Genomic DNA, 18,392 nt, shown 5'->3' on the forward strand with positions numbered 1-18,392 from the left:
GTCCCCTTATCGAAAGTCCGCGATGGCCGGCTTCGTCCTCCAGCGCCTCGCCCAGGCCGTGATCGTCGTCTTCGCCATGTCGATCATCGTGTTCGTGGGCGTCTACGCCATCGGCAATCCGATCGACGTCTTGATCGATCCGGGCGCCGACCAGGCGACCCGCGCGGCGCTGATCGCGCAATACGGCCTCGACCAGCCGCTCTGGCGCCAGTACGCGAACTTCCTGGCCGGCGTCGCCACCGGCGATCTCGGCCGCAGCCTCATCTACAACGTGCCGGTGGTGGAGCTCATCTTCTCGCGCCTGCCCGCGACGCTGGAACTCGTTCTCGTCTCGGTCGCGATCGCGACCGGCCTCGGCGTGCCGCTCGGCCTCTACGCCGGCTACCGGCCGGAATCGGCCCCCGCCAAGGCGATCATGGCCTTCTCGGTGCTCGGCTTCTCGGTGCCGACCTTCTGGATCGGCATGATCCTGATCATGACCTTCGCGGTGGAGCTCGGCGTCCTCCCGTCGGGCGGACGCGGCGCGGTCGGCTCGCTCCTCGGCATTCCCACCTCGCTCGCCACCGCCGACGGCTGGGCCCATGTGATCCTGCCCGCGGTCAACCTGTCGCTCTTCAACATGGGCCTGATGATCCGCCTGACGCGCGCCGGCATGGTGGAGGCGATGGGCGCCGACTACGTGCGCTTCGCCCGCGCGCAGGGGCTCTCGGAGGGGCGCATCGTGCGCTCGCACGTCCTCAAGAACATCTCGATTCCGCTGGTCACCGTGTTCGGCCTCGAGCTCGGCTCGACGCTCGCCTTCGCGGTGGTCACGGAAAGCGTGTTCAACTGGCCGGGCGTCGGCAAGCTGATCATCGACTCCATCCTCCAGCTCGACCGCCCCGTGATGGTCGCCTACCTCGTGCTCGTCGTGATCCTCTTCGTGCTCATCAACTTCACGGTCGATCTCGTCTACGCCCGGCTCGACCCGCGCGTGCGGCTGGGCGGGGGAGCGGGCGAATGAGCGTCGCCGCCATCTCGCCGCCCGCCGAAACGCGCACGCTGCGCCTTCGCCAGATCTGGAGCGACTACCGCCGCTCGCCCGTGGCGGTGCTGGCGCTCGTCGTGATCGCACTGCTTCTTGTCGCCGCCTTCGGCGCGCCGTGGCTGACGCCGCAGGACCCCTACGACATGGCCGCGCTCGACTGGGCGGACGCCTTTCTGCCGCCCGGCGAGGTCGGCTCGGGCGAGTACGTGCACTGGCTCGGCACCGACAATGTCGGTCGCGATATGCTGTCGGCGATCCTCTACGGGTTGCGCACGAGCTTCGTGATCGGCCTCTCGGCCAACCTCCTGGCGCTCGCCGCCGGCGTCGTGGTCGGCCTCAGCGCCGCCTATTTCGGTGGCCGGCTGGAGGCGTTGCTGATGCGCGTCGTCGACCTCCAGCTCTCCATGCCCGCGATCCTGCTTGCGCTGGTGCTCGTCGCCGTGCTCGGCCAGGGGCTCGCGCAGATCATCGTCGCGCTGGTGATCGCGCAATACGCCTACTTCGCCCGCACCACGCACGGCGCGGCCACGGCCGAGCGGCGCAAGGACTATATCGAGGCCGCGCGCTCGACGCCGCTTCCGACGAGCCGCGTCCTCTTCCGCCACCTCCTGCCCAACGTCCTGCCGCCGCTGATCGTGGTGGCGAGCGTGCAGGTGGCGAGCGCCATCGCGCTGGAGGCGACGCTCTCGTTTCTGGGCGTCGGCCTGCCCCTCACCGAACCCTCGCTCGGCTCGCTCATCTCCAATGGCTTCAAGTACATCCATTCCGACCGCCACTGGCTGTCGATCTATCCCGGCGTCGCGCTCATGATCGCGGTGGTCGCGATCAACCTCGTGGGCGACCGGGTGCGCCACCTTCTCGACCCGAGGCGCCGCCGATGAGCGCGGCGACGCAACCCAGCGCCGCCCTCGACGTGCAGGGTCTCGTCACGCGCTTCGAAACGCGCGCGGGCAAGCTCACGGCCGTGAACGGCGTCAGCTTCCGCGTCGAGCGCGGCCGCATCCTCGGCCTCGTGGGCGAGAGCGGATCGGGCAAGAGCGTGACGGGCTTCTCGATCCTCGGCCTCGTGGACGAGCCGGGCGAGGTCGCCGGCGGCGCGGTGCGCGTCGAGGGCGTCGACATGCGCGCCCTGTCCCGGCCCGAGCAGCGCCGCATGCGGGGCAACCGCGTCGCCATGGTCTTCCAGGACCCGATGATGACGCTGAACCCGGTTCTGACCGTCGGCCACCAGATGCGCATGGCGGTTCAGGCGCACGCCAAGGTCTCGAAGGCCGAGGCGCTCGAGCGCGCGCGCCAAGCGCTGGAGACGGTCGGCATCCCCTCACCGGCCGAGCGCCTTCGCGCCTATCCCCACCAGCTCTCGGGCGGCATGCGCCAGCGCGTGGCGATCGCCATCGCGCTTCTCCACAAGCCGGCCGTGATCATCGCCGACGAGCCGACCACGGCGCTCGACGTATCGATCCAGGGCCAGATCCTCGCCGAGATCCGGCGCCTGGCCGACGAGACCGGCACGGCGGTGGTCTGGATCACGCACGATCTCGCCGTCGTCTCCAGCCTCGCCGACGACATCTGCGTCATGTATGCCGGCCGCATCGTGGAGCGCGGGCCCGCCGAGGCCGTGATCGCGACCCCGCGCCACCCCTACACGCGCGGCCTGATCGACTCCGTTCCCGGCCGGACCGAGCCGGGCAACCGCCTGCCGCAGATCCCGGGCTCGACGCCCTCGCTTGCCCATCTGCCCGAGGGCTGCCCCTTCCAGCCGCGCTGCGCGCGCCGCACGGACCAGTGCCGCCAGGAGCCGCCGAGCCGCGACTTCGGCCCGCAATCCGTTCGCTGCCACCACCCGCTGGAGATCGCCGCATGAGCGCGGAGATGCTTCTCGAACTCTCCGGCGTGTCCAAGCGCTTCACGCGCCGTCCGGGTCTGGCCGAGCGCATCGCCGGCCGGCTCGGCGGCGGGACCGCTCAAAACGTCACGGTGCGCGCCGTGAACGCGGTGGACCTCACGGTCCGCCGGGGCGAGGTGGTCGGCATCGTCGGCGAGTCGGGCTGCGGCAAGTCCACGCTCGGGCGCATGGTGTCGGGCATCACCGTGCCGAGCGACGGACACCTCGCCTTCGACGGCGCGCCGGTGGCGACCGAGCGGCGCGGCCACGTGGTGAAGACCACGACGCGCGTCCAGATGATCCACCAAGACCCCTTCGCCTCGCTCAACCCGCGCCGCAAGGTGGGCGACACGATCGCCGAGGGGCCGCGGGTGCACGGGCTCGTCGCGCGGCGCGATGTCGACGCCTACGTGCGCGAAATCCTTCACAAGGTCGGGCTAGGCGCCGACTATGCCGACCGGCTGCCGCACCAGTTCTCGGGCGGGCAGCGCCAGCGCGTCGCGATCGCCCGCGCGCTCGCCATGCGTCCCGACCTCCTCGTCCTCGACGAGCCGGTCGCCTCGCTCGACGTGTCGATCCAGGCGCAGGTCCTCAACCTCTTCCAGGACCTTCGCGCCTCGCTGGGCCTCACCGCGCTCTTCGTCAGCCACGATCTCGGCGTCGTGCGCCATGTCAGCGACCGCGTCGCGATCATGTATCTCGGCCGCATCGTGGAGCTGGGATCCGTCGAGGCGATCTACCGGCAGCCGCTCCATCCCTACACGCAGGCGCTCTTCGAGAGCGTGCCGCGCATCGGCGCAGGCCGCGCACGCTTCCGGCCGATCCAGGGCGAGATCCCCTCGCCGATCGATCCGCCGGCGGGCTGCACCTTCCACCCGCGCTGCCCCCATGCGGGGCCGCGCTGCCGCGTGGAGGTGCCCAAGCTCAAGGCGGCGGCCGGCGCGCACGAGGCCGCCTGCCATCTGCACGACGGGGGAACCGGAGGAACGGCATGAGCGAGACGGCACGAACGCTGGCGGCCGAGGTCGCGGCGGTCAACGACATCCTGTGCGCGGTGGCGGTGCTCCAGTGGGACAACCGCACGGTGATGCCGGCCGGGGGTGCCGAGACGCGCGGTCAGCAGATCGCGACTCTGAAGGGGCTGGCGCGCGAGCGCATCCTGTCCGGCGCCATGCGCCGCGCGGCCGAACAGGCGCTCGCCGAGACCGAGGGGCGCGAGGAGCGTGACCTCGAGCGACGTGCGGCGAGCCAAGTCCTGGCTGCGATCCGGCATCACGAGCGCCTCGACCCGCGCCTTCTCCAGCGGCAGGCCGAGCTCGGGCCGGTGGCCGGCGCGGCGTGGGCCGAGGCGCGCGCAGCGTCCGACTTCGCCAGCTTTCTTCCGTTCCTTGCCGAAAGCGTCGCGCTGGCGCGCGAGAGCGCCGAGGCGATGGGCCATGACGGCCATCCCTACAGCGCCATGGTCGCGCTCTACGAGCCGGGCGAGACGGCGGACTCGATCAAGCGTTTCCTGGATGAGCTGCGCGCCGGTCTCCTGCCGATCCTCGACCGGGCGCGGGGCCGCCCGCGCGACGCGCTGGTCGACCGGCTCGTTCCCGTGGAAGCGCAGCGCGCGGCCTGCCGCGGGCTGGCCGAGCTCGTCGGCTACGACTTCGGCCGCGGCCGCCTCGACACGGCGGTGCATCCGTTCGAGATCTCGTTCACGCGCAACGACGTGCGCATCACCACGCGCTACCGCGAGGACTTCCTGCCGGGCGCGCTCTTCGGCACGCTGCACGAGGCGGGCCACGGGCTCTACGAGCAGAACGTGGCGGAAGCTCTCACGCGCAGCGTCTTCGCCACCGACCTCATCCTTCTCTATGCGGTGGGTGGCACGAGCTTCGGCGCGCACGAGTCGCAGTCGCGGCTGTGGGAGAACCATGTCGGGCGCTCGGAGGCCTTCTGGCGCCTCAACCTGTCGCGTCTCCAGGGCCATTTCCCCGGCGCGCTCGACGACGTCTCGCCCGAGCGCTTCGCACGCGCGGTGAACCACGTCGAGCCGGGCTTCATCCGCGTGGATGCGGACGAGCTGACCTACGACTTCCACATCATGCTGCGCGCCGAGATCGAGCGGCAGCTGATGGACGGCTCGCTCGCGCCAGCCGACCTGCCGGGCGCCTGGAACGAGGCGATGCGGCGCGACCTCGGCCTCACCGTTCCCGACGACCGGCGCGGCTGCCTGCAGGACGTCCACTGGTCGTCGGGCTATCTCGGCTCCTTCCCGACCTACACGGTCGGCAACGCCATGGCCGCCCAGCTCATGGAATCGCTCCACGCCGGCGATCCCGAGCTCGGCGAGCGTCTGGCGGCCGGCGACTATGCGCGCCTGGCGGGGCACCTGCGCGAGGCCGTCTGGCGCCACGGTCGCTCGCGCTCGCGCGACGAGCTCCTCGTGGACGCCACCGGCTCGGCGCTGACGCCGGGGCCGTATCTTCGCTATCTCGCGGCCAAGTTCGGCTGAGGCGGGCGCGCCCTACTCAGCGACGTACTTCCGCCAATCGTGCTGTTCGCGAAAGCCGAGCACCTCGCGGATCTTGCGGTTGGAGAGCGGGGCCTCGAACTCGCCCATCTCGCGCGTGAGCGGCGTTCCGGGCTGGTGGCGGGCCAGGAACGCGGCGGTCGGCTCGCGCGCGGTGATCGTGTCGTTGGTGGCGTTGAACACCTGGTAGCCCAGCCCGTCCTTGTGAAGGCACAGATCCACGATCTGCCCGAGGTCGCGCGCGTCGATGTAGCTCCAGGCGTTGCGCTTACGGCTCATCGGGTCGGCCAGAAACGCGGGGAACCGGTCGTACTCGTGCGGCTCGATCACGTTGCCGATGCGCAGCGCATAGATGTCGGCCCCCGACCGCTCGGCAAAGGCGCGCGCCGTGCGCTCGTTGACGACCTTCGACAGCCCGTAGCTGTCCATCGGGTCGCTGTCGTAGTCCTCCTCCAGCGGAAAGGCGTGGAAGGGGCGGTCGCCTTCCGCAAAGCACACGCCGTAGGTCGTCTCGCTGGAGGCGATCACGATCTTGCGGATGCCGAGCTTCACGGCCGCCTCGACGACGTTGTAGGTGCCCACCGTGTTGATGCGGAACGTCTCGTTGTCGGGGTGGATCAGGACGCGCGGCACGGCGGCAAAGTGCACCACCGCGTCGACCCTGGCCGGGCCGCGCCCCGTGTCGTAGCCCTCAAACCCGAAGTGGCTCGACAGGGCGTTGAACATCTGCCCGCTGTCGGTGATGTCGGCCAGGAGCGTGTTGACGCCGGGATGGTCGAGCGGCTTGAGGTCGACGTTCAGCACCTCGTGGCCCCGGTCCACAAGGTAGGGCACCACATGGCGCCCCGCCTTGCCCGTCCCGCCCGTGAAAACTATGCGCATGTGGAACCTCCCGAAACGGCGGACCGGCGCTGCGGTCCCGTGCGCCATATGGGGGAGCGGCCCGGTTCGTCATGGGCGATCTGCGACCTTACGCGCGCAGGCACGAACGTCGGCCGCAAATACTTATCGTAGTTATTTTTATGTCGCCATCATCCGCAGGGCGCTAGAAGCTGGCCGAACCGCGGGAGGACGGATCATGGCAGACGGAACAGGACATCGGGGCAGGCTCCAGAAGCTGGAGCCGAACGGAGCCGCGGTGATGGTCGTTGCCTCACCCACCCTGTCGCTTCAGGCCTTGCGCAGCGGACTTCTGGCCTCCGCGGTTCTATGGCTCCTTCTTCTCGTGCTCTGGCTGGCGGCCTGACCACGACCGGCGCGACCGGTCGCTTGCAGCGAGGCGCCATGTCGCGGCTGGAACCATCGCGTATCGATCGACTTGGATCCTCTCCAACGGAGAGATCATCCATGACCGATACAAGCCGCCGCACCTTTCTGGCCGGAGCCGCCCTGACCGCCGGCGCGGCGGTGACGGCTGGAACGGCCTCGCGTGCCGCCGCGCAGTCCGCAGGTGCGACCGCGACGACACCGCCCGATCCGGCGACCTACCCCAAGCCCCCCTACCCGACCGACATGCAGCCCTGGCCGGGCCTTGCCTCCAAGATGAACCCACGCCCCGACCACGGCGAGACAAGCTACAAGGGATCGGGCCGGCTCGCGGGCAAGCGTGCGCTGATCACGGGCGGCGATTCCGGCATCGGCCGCGCGGCGGCGATCGCCTATGCGCGCGAGGGCGCGGACGTCGCCATCAACTACCTGCCGCAGGAGGAGCCCGACGCGCGCGAGGTCATCGCGCTGATCGAGGCGGAGGGGCGCAAGGCGGTGGCGATCCCCGGCGACCTGCGCACCGAGGAGTTCTGCCGCAGCCTCGTCGAGCAGGCCGCCACGCAGCTCGGTGGGCTCGACATTCTCGTCAACAACGCCGCGCTCCAGCAGACCCGGCCTTCCATCGCCGAGATTTCGTCGGAACTCTTCGACGACACGATGAAGACCAATGTCTACGCCCCCTTCTGGCTTTCCAAGGCGGCGTTGGAGCGCATGGGCAAGGGCGCGGTGATCGTGAACACCTCGTCGGAGCAGGCTGGCAACCCGTCGGCCGAGATCATGCACTACGCCATGACACGGGCGGCCGTGCTCAACTTCACCAAGGGGCTCGCCAAGGAACTCGCCCCGCGCGGCATCCGCGTCAACGCCGTGGCGCCTGGCCCCTTCTGGACGCCGCTCCAGGTTGCGGGCGGGGCGACGGTGGAGAAGCTGCGCGAGTTCGGTGCCGACTCGCCCATGGGCCGCGCCGGCCAGCCGGCGGAGATCGCCGGTCTCTACGTTGCGGCGGCCGACCCGCTCCTCAGCTACTCCACGGGCCAGATCTTCGGCTCGACGGGCGGCAACGGCCAGCCGGCCTGACGCACAGTCGGGGCGCCGCGCGACGGGCGGCGCCCCTTTCCTCAAGCAAGGGCGGCACGGCGGCGCTCCGACGCGCGACCCGCCGACAGGATGACCGCGGCGCCGAGCGCCACCGCGATCGCCGCATAGACGATCACGCCGGTCGGTCCGACCCCATCGATCAGGAGGCCGCCGATCACCGCGCCGCTCGCGATCGCGACCTGGAAGGCCGAGGACAGGAGCGCGCCGGCGCTCTCGGCCAGGTCGGGCGCGGCACGCGCGTTCCAGATCGAGACCGAGACCGGGAAACCGCCGAACGCGAAGCCCCAGATGGCGGTCGCGGCGAACGCCACCGCCGGCGAGGGACCCTGCAGGACCAGGGCCAGGGCCGAGGCCGCGATCAGCAGCGAGGCGAGACCCACCCCCCAGGCCGGGCTGCGCGAGGCGATCGCGCCCGCCGCGATGTTACCGGCAAAGCCCCCGACGCCGAAGGCGAGGAGCGCCAGCGAGATCGTCGAAACCGACATCTGCGGCACCTCTTCCAGGAAGGGGCGGATGAAGGTGAAGCCGGCGAAATGACCCGACACGACGATCACGATCGTCAGGAGCCCGATCGCGACCGCCGGACGACGCAGGGCGGTTCCAAACGACGCGAGGCTCGGGGGCGCGGTGGGCGGCAGCGACGGCAGCACCACCATCTGCACGCCGAGCGAGACGAGGCCGAGACCGGCCGCCGACAGGAACGTCGCGCGCCAGCCCCACAGCTCGCCCAGCGCCGCACCCAGCGGAGCGGCCACCACGGTCGCCACCGAGACGCCCATGATGATCGTCGACATGGCGCGCGGAACGTCGCGGGGGGCCACGAGCCGGAGGGCCAAGGCCGTCATCATGGCCCAGAAGCCGCCGAGCGCGAAGCCAAGCACGGCGCGCGCCGCCAGAAGCACCGCGACGCTGGAGGCCGTCGCGGCCATGACGCTGGAGGCCACCAGCATCGCCATCAACGCCCACACGATCAGGCGGCGATCGAGCCGTCCCGACGAGAGTACGAGAAGCGGCCCCGCGATGGCCGCGACCACGGCGGTGGCCGTGATCGCCTGGCCGACCACGCCGTTGGTGACGCCGAGTTCGGCGGCCATGGGGGTGAGCAGGCTCACGGGCAGGAACTCGGCCGTCACGAGGCCGAAGGCGCCGAACGAAAGCGATACGACGGCGGGCCAGGCGGCGCGCAGCGTTTCCAAAGGCTCGCCCGGGGCAACGGGCTGGTCGAGGGCAAGCGGTATGGCGAAATCCGACATCGGATCACTCCTGCGATATGCTGCGTTGCGATAACCTCTACGCTCGCCTCGCTGGCGTTTCCATGCCAGAATAGCCATTATGCTTGACCGATCCTCCAAACCTGCCCCGCATGACGCGGCCGATCCCTTGACCGAAATGCTGCGAGGGCTGCGCCTCGACGGCGTCGAATACGGCCGCTGCCGCATGGCCGGCGACTGGTGCTTCGCGTATCCCGCGCAGCCGCACGCCCACTTCCACTTCGTCGCCGGACGCGGCTGCTGGCTCCAGGAGCCGGACGGCACGTGGAGCGAGCTGGCGGCCGGCGACGCCGTCCTCGTGCCACGCGGCGCCGCCCACGCGCTGGCGAGTGCGCCGGGTCTCGAGCCCCGGCCCTTCCCGCGCCGCGAGTGCCTGGCGATCTGCGAAAGCGTCTACGACTACGACGGCGGCGCCCCGGCGGACGGCGAGGCCTGCGTCCTGTTCTGCGGTACGATGCGCTTCAACCTCGACGGGCTGCACCCGCTGCTTCAGGTCATGCCGGACGTCATGCGCGCCCAGGAGCTGATGGTGGCCGAGCCGACTATTCCGCACCTTCTCGATGCCATGGTGGCCGAGTGCGGGCTGAACCGGGTGGGGGCGAGCGGCATCCTGGCGCGGCTGGCCGACGTCATGGCGGCCCAGATCATCCGGTCCTGGGTGGAGCATGGCTGCGGCGAGTCGGCCGGCTGGGTGGCCGCGGTGCGCGACCCGCAGATCGGCCGCGTGATCGCCGCGATCCATGCCGAGCCCGAGCGGAACTGGGCGGTGGCCGATCTGGCCGACATCATGGGAGCCTCGCGATCGGGCTTTGCGGCGAAGTTCACCGCCACCGTCGGCACGACGCCCGCGCGCTACGTGACCGAGATGCGCATGCACCAAGCCCGGCAGTGGATCGGCCGCGACCGGATGCGCGTCGGCGAGGTCGCGCACCGACTCGGCTACGACTCCGAGGCCGCCTTCAGCCGCGCCTTCAAGCGGGTGGTGGGAACGGCGCCGGGCCGGCTGCGCACGGGCGTCATGGCGGACGCCTGAGACAGGCGCGGCGGGATCCTCGCCGGCCCCTCGGCACCCTTTACGGTCAGTCGAAGAAGCCTTCGTCACCCTCCGCCAGATAGCGCCGGGCGCGTTCGGGCACGAGCTCGACGCCCATGCCGGGGCGATCGGGCACCTCGATCATCCCGTTCACGACGATCGGGTCGGGCAGCCCGTCCACGATCTCGTTCCACCAGGACGGATCGCCGGTCGTGTACTCGAAGGCGATGAAGTTGTCGGGCAGCGTGGCCGAGACCTGGACCAGCGCGCCGAGGCCTAGGAGCCCGTTGGCCGTGCCGTGCGGTGCCATCGTGATGCCGTGCAGATCGGCGTATTCCGCGATCCACTTAAGCTCGGCGATGCCGCCGACATCGGCCGGGTCGGGCCCGACCACATGCACCGCGTTGGTCTCGATCAGCTCCTTAAAGTTGCGACGGAGATAGATCTGTTCGCCCGTGTGGATCGGCGTCGTGGCGGTGCGCGTCAGCTCGCGATAGGTGCCCGCATCCACCCACGGCGTGTAGTCGCCTGACAGGAGGTCCTCGACCCACAGGAGGTTGTAGGGCTCCAGCATCCGCACGAGGCGGATCGCGTCGGCGAGCATCCAGCCGGGACCGCAGTCGAGCGTCAGACCGACCCGGTCGCCCGCGACCTCCTTCATCGCCGCTACGCAGCTGACCAGATGGTGCAGGCCCCGCTCGGTCACCGGGCCGCGGTCCAGCGCGCCGTGGAAGGGGCCCGCCCCCAGCTCGCCGTAGGTGAAGTCCGGCACCTCGCGCTTCATGGGCGAATGAAAGCCGATCGGCTGCTTGATGATCGTGAAGCCCTCGGGCGACGCCATCATGCGCTGGAGATCGTCGGCGTAGTCCTCTGGCCGATGCCCCGTGAGCGGAAAGCGCACCGAGCCGTTGTAGACGCGCACGCGATCGCGCACCTTGCCGCCGAGCAGGCGGTGGACCGGCAGACCGGCGGCCTTCCCAGCCAGGTCCCAGAGTGCCATCTCGACGACGCTGACGGCGCTGCCCCAGGGCTTGAAGCCGCCGCGCTGGCGGATCTTGCGCATGGTGCGCTCGACCAGCGTCGGATCCTCGCCGATCAGCGCCTCGCGCAGGGCGAGGATGTGCGGCTTCAGATAGGGCTTCCAGGTCTCGGCCTGCGCGAAGCCCGACACGCCCTCGTCGGTCACGATGCGCACAACGGGACTGCGACCGATCACGGCGCATCGGAGGTCGGTGATCTTCATGCGGCGCGACCTGTCCTGGGGTCCTTGAGGGTACGGGAAACGGCGGCGGCGGCCTCGATCGCGGCCATCCGGATCGCCTCCATGCGCGCCGCCTCGGTTCCGGCGAGGAAGGGGATGCTGAGGGCTGCGACCATCGCGCCGTCGGGACCGTGGACCGGTGCGGCGAAGGCCTGGATGCTCGGCGCGTTCTCGCCCTTGTCCTGCGCCCAGCCAAGGCGGCGGATGCGCGCGAGTTCGGCCTTGAGGCGGCGCGGATCGGTGAGGGTGCGCGGCGTGAAGGCGACGAGCGGGCGGGCCAGCCAGCGCTCCAGCTCGTCCGGCTCCAGATGGGCGAGCAGCATCTTGCTCGCCGCGCCCGCGTGGATCGGCATGCGCTGGCCGGGCGCGACCGTCAGGGCGTATTCGCGCCGACCCTGCGCAGTGGCCAGCACCAGCACACCTTCGCCATCGAGAACGCTGAGCTTCACGCCCTCGCCGAGTTCGGCGGCGAGCCGGTCGAGGTGGGGCTGGCTCGCCGCCTGAAGGTCGATCTCGCTCGCCTGCGAGGCGACATGGGCGGCCAATGTCAGCAGACGCCGGCCGAGAAGATAGCTCCCCGCCTCGTTGCGGCGGACCATGTCGTGGCGCTGCAGCGTGTTGAGGATGCGGTAGACGCTCGTGCGCGGGAGGCCGAGCCGCGCCGTGAGGTCGCTGATCGACAAGCCCTCGGCCCGCTGCTCGAGCGCGGCGAGAAGCTCCATCATGCGGTCGATGGCGGGAATGGTGTGGCGGCTGGCGCCCGCCTCTTCGGGGATGTCCATGCACCTACCCTCTTGGCGGTTGACAGGAAGACGGGAGAGCGTAGCATCAAATAATGAACTGGTGAAGTTCATATTTGAACGACGCGAGACAAGCGTCGGCATCTAGGGAGGACCGCCGCATGCTGACCGTTTCGGCCATCGCTCATGTCGCCATCCGCATCAAGGACATCGACCGGACGATGCGCTTCTACGAGCAGGGGCTCGGCTTTCGCGAGATGCTGCGGCTCGACCGGGACGGACGCCTGTGGCTCGTCTACCTGCGCGTGACCGACCAGCAGTTCCTGGAAATCTTTCCCGAAGGCACGGGCGAGCGCGCCGCCGAGCGCGAGGCGGTGGGCTACAACCATCTGTGCCTCGAAGTGCCCTCGATCGACGGCGCGCTGCGCGAACTGGCGGCGGCCGGCATCGAGCCGATCCGCCCGAAGGTTCTGGGCGCCGACGGCAACTGGCAGGCCTGGATCGAGGATCCCGACGGGCACCGCATCGAGCTCATGGAGATGGCCGAGAATTCCATGCAGGCGCAGGCCATCGCACGCCTGCGCCAGGAGGGTTGAGGCGATGCGCACAACAAAGGCCGATGCGGCGCAGGGCGGATTTCAGGGACGCTGTGCATGAAGATCACGGGCCTCAAGACCTTCGTCGCCAATGTGTCGCGAACCAACTTCGTGTTCGTGAAGATCTATACCGACGACGGGATCGACGGCGTCGGCGAGGCGACGCTGGAGTGGAAGACGCGCACGGTGGTGGCCGCGATCGAGGAGCTGGAGCGCGTCCTCGTCGGGCGCGACCCGTTCGCGGTGGACGCGATCGTCGAGCAGTTGCATCGCGATAGCTACTGGCGCACGGGCGCCGTGTTCCGCACGGCGCTCGGCGGCATCGAAGCGGCCCTTCTCGACATCAAGGGCAAGGCGCTCGGCGTTCCCGTGTTCGAGCTTCTCGGCGGCCAGTATCGCGAGCGCGTCGCCTGCTACGCCAATCACTGGTTCTTCGGCGCGGTGACGCCCGAGGATCATGCCGAAAAGGCCAAGGCCGCCGTCGCCATGGGCTATCGGGCCCTCAAGTGGGACCCGTTCGACACGGCCGACCTCCAGATGGACCGGCGCCAGCGCCACGCCACGATCGCGATCGTGGAAGCGGTGCGCGCGGCGGTCGGGCCCGACATCGACCTGATGCTTGACGTGCACGGGCGGCTCGACGTGCCGACCGCGATCGCGATGTGCCGCGCGCTGAGCCCCTTCGACCTCACCTGGATCGAGGAGCCGACGCCCCCCGAGAGCATCGACGCGCTGGCCGAGGTGCGCGCCAACAGCCCCGTGCCGATCGCGGCCGGCGAGCGCTTCTTCGAGCCCGCGCGGTTCCAGGAAGCGCTCGCCAAGCGCGCGGTCGATATCCTCCAGCCCGACGTCTCGCATGTGGGCGGGCTCGGCGAGACCAAGCGCATCGCCCACAACGCTCACACCCATCTCATCCCGGTCGCCCCGCACAACCCGGTCGGCCCGGTGATGAACGCGATGACGCTCCATGCCTCGGTGGCGATCCCCAACATGCTGGTCTTTGAGACCGTGTCGGTGGACGTGCCGTGGCGGCGCGAGCTGGTGCGCGAGACGCTGCGTTTCGCCGACGGACACCTTCTGGCGCCGACCGCGCCGGGGCTCGGCGTCGAGTTGATCGAGGAGGCCTGCGCGCGCTTCCCCTACGAGGCGACCAACGTGCCGCTCTTCGACGGCTCCATGAACACGACCGGCGTGTCGACCGGCGAGAAGACCTTCTAGCGAGGCGGGGGCTCGGAGGCGGCGGCATGACACCATCCCTCCTTGTTCGCGGCGGGCGCGTGATCGACCCGGCATCGGGCTTCGACGCGGTGGCCGACGTCCTGGTGCGGGACGGCCGGATCGCCGCGATCGCGCCCGGCCTTGCACGCGAGGACGGGGCCGACGTCCAGGTGGTCGAGGCCGCCGGCGCCCTCGTCGTGCAGGGCCTCGTCGATCTGCACACGCACGCCTACTGGGGCGGGACGCTGCTCGGCGTCAACGCCGACAAGATCGGGCCGCGCACCGGCGTCACCACCTGGGTGGACTGCGGCAGCAGCGGCGCGGCGACGCTGGAGGGCTTCCTTTGGCACGTCGTTCGGCCGAGCCGTGTGCGCATCCTGCCCATGGTCAACCTGTCCTATATCGGCCTCGCCGCCGCCGGCCACCTGTCGATGGATGTCGGCGAGCTGCACGACTGGCGCTTTGCGGACCTTCGCGAGATCGATCGCGTGGGGGAAGCGTTCGGATCCGAGATCCACGGCGTGAAGCTGCGCGCCAGCAACAACGCCTGCGGCGCGAACGGCCCCGTCGTCCTGCCGCTGGCGCGCGAGGCGGCCGACCGGCTCGGCGTCCCCCTGATGATCCATGTCGGCACCGCGCCGCCGACCATCGACGAGGTGCTGCCCTTCCTGCGCGAGGGCGACATCCTCGCCCACGTCTACAACGCTAGCGCGGGCGGCTCGGTGCTCGACGCCTCGGGGCGCCTGCGCCCCTCGGTGCGCGAGGCCATGAGGCGCGGCGTGCGCATGGACGTCGGCCATGGCGGCTCGAGCTTCTCGTTCCGCATCGCCGAGCGCGCCATGGACCAGGGCCTCCTGCCCGACGCCATCAGCTCCGACCTCCACGCCCATAATATCGACGGCCCCGCCGGCAGCCTGCCGGAGGTGATGGCGAAGTTCCTGGCGCTGGGGCTGTCGCTGCCCGAGGTCCTGCGCCTTGCGACCACCTCGCCGGCCACTGTCATCCGCCGCCCCGATCTCGGGCGGCTACAGGTCGGCGGCGAGGCCGATCTGGCGGTGTTCCACCTGGAGGAGCGCGGCGTCGATCTCGTGGACTGCGAGGGCGTCGTGCGGCGCGGTTCCGTGAGTCTTCGCAACGTCCTGACGGTGTGCCGCGGCCAGGTGCTGGACAGCGTCGAGGACGGCCGAAACGAGGGACGCCGCTACTGACACCATGAAGAACCGGCTCCGGACTTGGCCGTTGACAAGTCGATCCCGGTCGCGTCACAGTGCATTATAGAACTCTACAAGTTCATATTTGAACTCATCTGCCAGACCCCGAGATCGCCGGAAGAAGCGACGGGGTCATGCCTCCGCCGGACGCGAGGCGCCGGGCTCGGTCCCGGCAGCGCATCGCCGGCGCCGGGCATCGACGGACGATCGGCTCATCGCCGCAACCGCGACGAAACCGTCGCAACGGGAGGAAGCATGCGGAAATCCCTGATCCGTACCGGGCTGGCGGGCGTCCTGTCCGCCCTGACGCTCGGCGGCACGGCCCTTGCGGGCGAGGTCGTCTGGTGGACGCCCAACTTCAACGAGGCGCGCGCCCGCGAGCTCGTCGCAAAGTTCCAGGAAAGCCACCCCGGCATCACCGTCAACCTGCAGATCACCACCACCGACGGCCTGCCGCAGCGCGTCCTGACCGCGCTCCAGTCGGGCGCCGCGCCCGACATCATCGACGTGCAGCATGGCTGGGTCACCGGCTACGCGCAGAACGACCTCGTGCTGCCGCTCGACGACGTCCTCAAGGACCGCGCGGACTACGTTCCCGCCAGCCTCGACTACGTGACCTACGACAACAAGCTGTGGGGCATGCCCTACCGCATCGAGTCGCTGGCGGTTCTCTACAACCGGAAGCACTTCACGGAGGCCGGTCTCGATCCGGCCAAGCCGCCGCAGACCTGGGAGGAGCTGCAGACCGCCGCCCAGGCGCTGACGCGCGACGGGCGCTCGGGCTTTGCGATCACGGGCGGCGGCGAGGTCGGCAACACGATCTTCCGCTCCATGCCCTTCATGTGGATGAACGGCGGCGGCATCCTCTCGCAGGACGGCACCAAGGTGCTCGTGAACAGCCCGGAAACCGTGGCCGCGGTCCAATTCTACACGGACTTCTACAAGAACAAACTTTCGCCCGCCTCGACGCTGGAGAACGACGGCACGGCCAACCGCCGCCTGTTCATCGCCGAGAAGGTCTCGATGTACCAGGCCGGCCAGTTCGACGTGAAGTCGATCCAGACCGAGAACCCGAACATCGACATCGGCGTGATGATCATGCCCCATCCGGCGGGCAAGGATACCGCCGCCGTGCTCGGCGGCTGGAGCTTCGTGGTTCCGAAGGACGCGAAGAACCCCGACGAGGCCAAGGTGCTGGTCGGCTTCCTGTCGGAATCCGCCAACCAGGGCTTCCTGACCGACACCTTCCCCGCCCGCCTCAGCGCGATGGACCTGCCGCGCTTCAGCGACCCGATCCTCCAGGTCTACAAGCAGATGCTGCCCTTCGGCCGCCCGGTCCCCAACCAGCGCAACTGGGTGCAGATCAGCCAGGCCTATTTCGACGGCATCCAGCGCATCCTGCTCGGCGACGAGGACGCCCAGACCGCGATGGACGAGGCGGCCGAGGAGATCGAGGGCCTGCTCTAGTCCCCGCGCCTTTCCCTCTCACGCGGCGGCCCGCTCGCGCGCCGCCGCGCCCCTTCCATGATGCGACCGACGATCGGTACCACCATGCAATCCCAGTCCACGGGCTATCTCTTCATCCTGCCGGCGCTTCTCGTGCTGGCGATGCTGATCGCCTATCCCGTCGCTTATACCGGCCTTCTCAGCGTCACCGACAGCCGGGGTGCCCTGGTCGGGCTCGACAACTTCCGCCGTATCCTCGGTGCGCGCGCCACGGGCACCGCCCTCGTCAACACGCTCTGGTGGGTGGCAGGCTCGATCGTCTTCCAGGTCGTGCTCGGCGTCCTGACGGCGATCCTCCTCAACCAGAGCTTCCGCGGCCGGGCGGTGGTGCGCTCGATCACGCTGATCCCCTGGGTCGTGCCGGGCATCGTCGCGGCCACGACCTGGGCCTGGATGCTGCACACCGAGTTCGGCATCGTGAACTACATGCTGACCGGGCCGGGCATTCTCGAGCATCCCGTCGGCTGGCTCACCAACGGCGACACCGTGCTGCCGGTGATGATCGCGATCAACGTCTGGAAGATGTTTCCCTTCGTCGCGATCATGGTTCTGGCCGGGCTCCAGTCCATCCCGAACGACCTCTACGAGGCCGCGCGCATCGACGGCGCGCGCTACTGGGAAGAGGTCTGGTACGTGATGCTGCCGCAGGTGCGCCCGGTGATCGTGGCCGTCACGCTGCTTCTCGTGATCTGGGCGCTCAACCACATCACCATCATCTACGCCATCACGCGCGGCGGCCCCGCCAACCGCACGCTGATCACCCCGATCCAGATCTTCCGCACTGCCTTCGAGAGCACGCAGTTCAACACGGCCGCCGCCCTGTCGGTGATGTTCTTCGCGGTCGCGATCCTGGTGGTCTTCGCCTATATCCGCCTGCTCGCGGCGGGAGCGGCCCGATGAGCGCGGGCGCCGCGCCCAAGCGCCCCGGTCTGCCGCTGCCCCTGATCTGGCTCGGCTCGCTGGTCCTTGTCCTCGTCTGCCTGTTTCCGTTCTGGTGGATGGGCCTGTCGTCGATCAAGACCTTGCGCGAGCTCTACACCGTGCCGCCGATCTGGTGGCCGGAGGTGCCGAGCCTCGAGAACTACCGCAAGGTTCTCTTCGAATCGAACATCCCGCGCTACTTCCTGAACAGCCTCGTCGTCTCGGTCGGCTCGACGGGCCTGGCCCTGATCCTGGCGATCTTCGCCTCCTACGGTTTTGCCCGCTTCGACTTTCGCGGCAAGCCGCTCCTCCAGTCCTTCGTGCTGATCGGCCAGCTGCTGCCGACCGCCGCGATCATCGTGCCGCTCTTCATCACGCTGCGCGTGCTCGGCCTCGTGAACACCTACTGGGGCCTCATCCTCGTCTACATGATCCTGACCCTGCCGCTCTCGGTCTGGATGCTGACGAGCTACTTCCGCGCCATTCCCGTGGAGCTGGAGGAGGCCGCGATCATCGACGGGGCCAGCCGGCTCGGCTGCCTGTTCCGCATCGTCCTGCCGTTGTCCGTGCCCGGCATCGTGTCGGTCCTGGTCTACGCCTTCGTGACCACCTGGAACGAGTTCATCTTCGCCCTGTGCTTCGCCACCGACGCCTCGGTGAAGACGCTGCCGATCGGGCTCGCCGAGTTCTCCACCGAGTTCAACACGGACTGGGGCGCCGTGATGGCGGCCTCGGTCATCATGACGCTCCCGATCGCCCTCCTGTTCCTGTCCATGCAGCGCCTGTTCGTGGGCGGCATGACGGCGGGGGCGACCAAAGGATGACGCGCACGAGCCTTCCG

Annotated in this window: 18 protein-coding genes; 14 read left to right on the forward strand and 4 right to left on the reverse strand. The window is 69.6% G+C overall.

The features are described 5' to 3' along the window. The first annotated feature begins 22 nt into the window (after positions 1 to 22). The 5 genes from BLQ76_RS10505 to BLQ76_RS10525 are packed head-to-tail and all read left to right on the forward strand — an operon-like array spanning position 23 to position 5,412. Positions 23 to 1,003, forward strand: a complete 981-nt coding sequence (locus tag BLQ76_RS10505) for an ABC transporter permease (RefSeq protein ID WP_090672857.1) — start codon at positions 23 to 25, stop codon at positions 1,001 to 1,003. After that, a complete protein-coding gene (locus BLQ76_RS10510) occupies positions 1,000 to 1,908 on the forward strand; it encodes an ABC transporter permease (protein WP_090672859.1) in 909 nt (302 codons plus the stop codon). Before BLQ76_RS10505 ends, BLQ76_RS10510 begins: the two co-directional genes overlap by 4 nt. Next, positions 1,905 to 2,891, forward strand: a complete 987-nt coding sequence (locus BLQ76_RS10515) for an ABC transporter ATP-binding protein (RefSeq protein WP_090672861.1) — start codon at positions 1,905 to 1,907, stop codon at positions 2,889 to 2,891. Before BLQ76_RS10510 ends, BLQ76_RS10515 begins: the two co-directional genes overlap by 4 nt. Continuing rightward, on the forward strand, positions 2,888 to 3,907 hold the full coding sequence (locus BLQ76_RS10520) for an ABC transporter ATP-binding protein (RefSeq protein ID WP_090672863.1): 1,020 nt from the start codon (positions 2,888 to 2,890) through the stop codon (positions 3,905 to 3,907). The genes BLQ76_RS10515 and BLQ76_RS10520 overlap by 4 nt, the downstream gene beginning before the upstream one ends. Beyond that, positions 3,904 to 5,412, forward strand: a complete 1,509-nt coding sequence (locus BLQ76_RS10525) for a carboxypeptidase M32 (protein WP_090672865.1) — start codon at positions 3,904 to 3,906, stop codon at positions 5,410 to 5,412. The genes BLQ76_RS10520 and BLQ76_RS10525 overlap by 4 nt, the downstream gene beginning before the upstream one ends. Positions 5,413 to 5,424: 12 nt before the next feature. On the opposite strand, the gene BLQ76_RS10530 is transcribed toward BLQ76_RS10525, so the two are convergent. Further along, positions 5,425 to 6,312, reverse strand: a complete 888-nt coding sequence (locus BLQ76_RS10530) for an NAD-dependent epimerase/dehydratase family protein (RefSeq protein WP_090672867.1) — start codon at positions 6,310 to 6,312, stop codon at positions 5,425 to 5,427. 196 nt (positions 6,313 to 6,508) lie between these two features. On the opposite strand from BLQ76_RS10530, the gene BLQ76_RS22085 reads away from it, so the two are divergent. Together BLQ76_RS22085 and BLQ76_RS10535 are read left to right on the forward strand one after the other, a co-directional pair. Further along, entirely contained in the window at positions 6,509 to 6,676 is a 168-nt protein-coding gene (locus BLQ76_RS22085) for a hypothetical protein (RefSeq protein WP_170842555.1), read from the forward strand. 101 nt (positions 6,677 to 6,777) lie between these two features. After that, a complete protein-coding gene (locus BLQ76_RS10535; protein ID WP_170842556.1) occupies positions 6,778 to 7,773 on the forward strand; it encodes an SDR family oxidoreductase in 996 nt (331 codons plus the stop codon). A 41-nt stretch (positions 7,774 to 7,814) separates the two neighbouring features. Here BLQ76_RS10535 and BLQ76_RS10540 read toward each other — a convergent pair whose 3' ends face one another. Next, on the reverse strand, positions 7,815 to 9,047 hold the full coding sequence (locus tag BLQ76_RS10540; protein ID WP_090672869.1) for an MFS transporter: 1,233 nt from the start codon (positions 9,045 to 9,047) through the stop codon (positions 7,815 to 7,817). A 79-nt stretch (positions 9,048 to 9,126) separates the two neighbouring features. Between BLQ76_RS10540 and BLQ76_RS10545 the strand changes: the two genes are divergently transcribed. Continuing rightward, on the forward strand, positions 9,127 to 10,098 hold the full coding sequence (locus BLQ76_RS10545) for an AraC family transcriptional regulator (RefSeq protein WP_090672872.1): 972 nt from the start codon (positions 9,127 to 9,129) through the stop codon (positions 10,096 to 10,098). A 46-nt stretch (positions 10,099 to 10,144) separates the two neighbouring features. Here the strand turns inward: BLQ76_RS10545 and BLQ76_RS10550 are convergent, their stop codons facing one another. Together BLQ76_RS10550 and BLQ76_RS10555 are read right to left on the reverse strand one after the other, a co-directional pair. Then, positions 10,145 to 11,341 carry a mandelate racemase/muconate lactonizing enzyme family protein gene (locus tag BLQ76_RS10550; protein ID WP_090672874.1) on the reverse strand — a complete coding sequence of 399 codons (1,197 nt, stop codon included), beginning with the start codon at positions 11,339 to 11,341 and terminating at the stop codon, positions 10,145 to 10,147. Beyond that, the gene (locus tag BLQ76_RS10555; protein WP_090672876.1) at positions 11,338 to 12,141 is read right to left on the reverse strand and encodes an IclR family transcriptional regulator; all 804 of its coding nucleotides are present in this window, start codon (positions 12,139 to 12,141) and stop codon (positions 11,338 to 11,340) included. Before BLQ76_RS10555 ends, BLQ76_RS10550 begins: the two co-directional genes overlap by 4 nt. Positions 12,142 to 12,260: 119 nt before the next feature. On the opposite strand from BLQ76_RS10555, the gene BLQ76_RS10560 reads away from it, so the two are divergent. The 6 genes from BLQ76_RS10560 (at position 12,261) to BLQ76_RS10585 (ending at position 18,375) form a co-directional block, all read left to right on the forward strand. After that, positions 12,261 to 12,695: a VOC family protein gene (locus BLQ76_RS10560; RefSeq protein ID WP_090672878.1), complete on the forward strand. Its 435-nt coding sequence runs from the start codon at positions 12,261 to 12,263 to the stop codon at positions 12,693 to 12,695. A gap of 57 nt (positions 12,696 to 12,752) precedes the next feature. Then, positions 12,753 to 13,913, forward strand: a complete 1,161-nt coding sequence (locus BLQ76_RS10565; protein WP_090672880.1) for a mandelate racemase/muconate lactonizing enzyme family protein — start codon at positions 12,753 to 12,755, stop codon at positions 13,911 to 13,913. 26 nt (positions 13,914 to 13,939) lie between these two features. Then, a complete protein-coding gene (locus tag BLQ76_RS10570) occupies positions 13,940 to 15,121 on the forward strand; it encodes an amidohydrolase/deacetylase family metallohydrolase (RefSeq protein WP_090672883.1) in 1,182 nt (393 codons plus the stop codon). Positions 15,122 to 15,379: 258 nt separating this feature from the next. Then, positions 15,380 to 16,591, forward strand: a complete 1,212-nt coding sequence (locus BLQ76_RS10575; RefSeq protein WP_090672884.1) for an ABC transporter substrate-binding protein — start codon at positions 15,380 to 15,382, stop codon at positions 16,589 to 16,591. A gap of 84 nt (positions 16,592 to 16,675) precedes the next feature. Then, positions 16,676 to 17,530, forward strand: a complete 855-nt coding sequence (locus BLQ76_RS10580; protein WP_090672886.1) for a carbohydrate ABC transporter permease — start codon at positions 16,676 to 16,678, stop codon at positions 17,528 to 17,530. Continuing rightward, complete coding sequence (locus BLQ76_RS10585; protein ID WP_090672888.1) at positions 17,527 to 18,375, forward strand: carbohydrate ABC transporter permease; 849 nt, start codon at positions 17,527 to 17,529, stop codon at positions 18,373 to 18,375. The genes BLQ76_RS10580 and BLQ76_RS10585 overlap by 4 nt, the downstream gene beginning before the upstream one ends. The last annotated feature ends 17 nt before the right edge of the window (positions 18,376 to 18,392 follow it).

It is taken from the genome of Aureimonas jatrophae (assembly GCF_900104035.1).
Lineage (GTDB): Bacteria > Pseudomonadota > Alphaproteobacteria > Rhizobiales > Rhizobiaceae > Aureimonas > Aureimonas jatrophae.